Here is a 1,517-nt window from a genome sequence, read left to right on the forward strand (position 1 = left end):
CCAAGCTGGAGGGCGTGATCGTTGCCAACGAGAATGCCACCTCTACCGGCACCGCCGTGGAGAAGGAGGATGTCACTGTTCTCCTGCTGACCTCCGACGATGCCGACAGCAAGCAGGACGAGGGCGATACCATCACCCTGAAGACTGCCACCGCCGCCAACCTGCTGGGCAAGTCCGTCACCATGTTCGCCAAGGACTGGAAGAACGGCGCCTATCAGACCGTGCTGGGCAACCCCGTTGTCTCCTCTGACAACATGATCGCCACCATCAGCGAGGACTCCGATGCGGACGACGTGAAGGACGCCCTGAAGGACGCTGGCATCAAGGAAGTGAGCAAGGCCGTTCTGGTCCAGAACTTCATCCGCGCCACTGACAAGGACGACAAGGAGCTCACCATCTCCGGCATGGCCGACGTGGCCAAGCTGACCGGCAACGGCATTGAGGTCACCGTCATCAGCAACGACAACGACAACAAGGCCGATTTCGTCATCGTGACCAAGATGATCGCCGGCAAGGTCTCCGCCTACAACGCCAAGGGCAATGACGGCGACGGCTACATCACCGTTACTGCGCTGCTGACCGATATTGCCAAGGCCGACCAGATCGCCGGCGCTGAGTTCGCTGACGTGAAGGGCTCTGAGGACCTGGCGAAGGACGACATCGTGCTCTACTACCGCGTGGGCGACACCTTCTATGCTGAGAAGGCCGACTCCGTCAACGTGACCGTCACCTCCACCAAGGGCGATGACCAGATCAAGGACGGCAGCAACACCTATAAGGCCTCCGCTCTGTCCAGCAAGTACGACGATGACAACAACACCGTGCTGACCACTGCTGTGGAGCCTGACGACGAGGTCACCCTGTATCTGGACAACTTCGGCTACGTGGTGTACACCGACGCCGTGACCGCCGCTGATGAGTATATGTTCATCACCGGTTCCGACGCCTCCGTGAAGTCCGGCTTCGAGAGCCTGACCATCAAGGGCGTGCTCTCCGACGGCACCGAGGTCACCGCTTCCGTCAATAAGATCGACAGCAAGAAGCTCTCCTCTGCTTTTGAGGGCCTGAGCGGCACTACTGCTGAAAAGGAAGAGGCGGCTCAGAAGCTGGTCAACAACAAGATCGTGACCTACACCAAGACCGGTGAGAAGTACAATATCACCGTGAAGGACAATACCAAGATCACTCAGATTCAGAAGAATAAGGCCAACCTGGGCGGCGCTACCGCCAACAGCAAGACCATCTTCGTGATCGGCGACAAGAACGACAACTACAAGGTCTACACCGGCATCGCCAACGTGCCCAATGTGACTAACAAGGATGCGAAGCTGTACTGCTATGCCAAGTCCGGCGTTGCCAAGTTCGTGGTTGCTCTGAATGCCACCACCTCCGACGGCGATACCAACGGCATCTACATCCTGGGCAAGACCGCTTCCGCTAAGAAGGACGGCGACGACACCATCTATGTGGTTGAGGCCTATGTGAACGATGAGTACGTGGCTGAGCTGGAGCTGGAC

1 protein-coding gene is annotated in these 1,517 nt (G+C 58.1%); it reads left to right on the plus strand.

Going from position 1 to position 1,517, the window contains the following annotated elements:
- Positions 1–1,517 (plus strand): hypothetical protein (locus ABUA09_RS18265; protein WP_349949631.1); only part of this gene is annotated, 1,517 nt, incomplete at both ends.

This window comes from Intestinimonas sp. RTP31139st1_F5_RTP31139_211217, assembly GCF_040226735.1.
Lineage (GTDB): Bacteria > Bacillota > Clostridia > Oscillospirales > Oscillospiraceae > Intestinimonas > Intestinimonas butyriciproducens.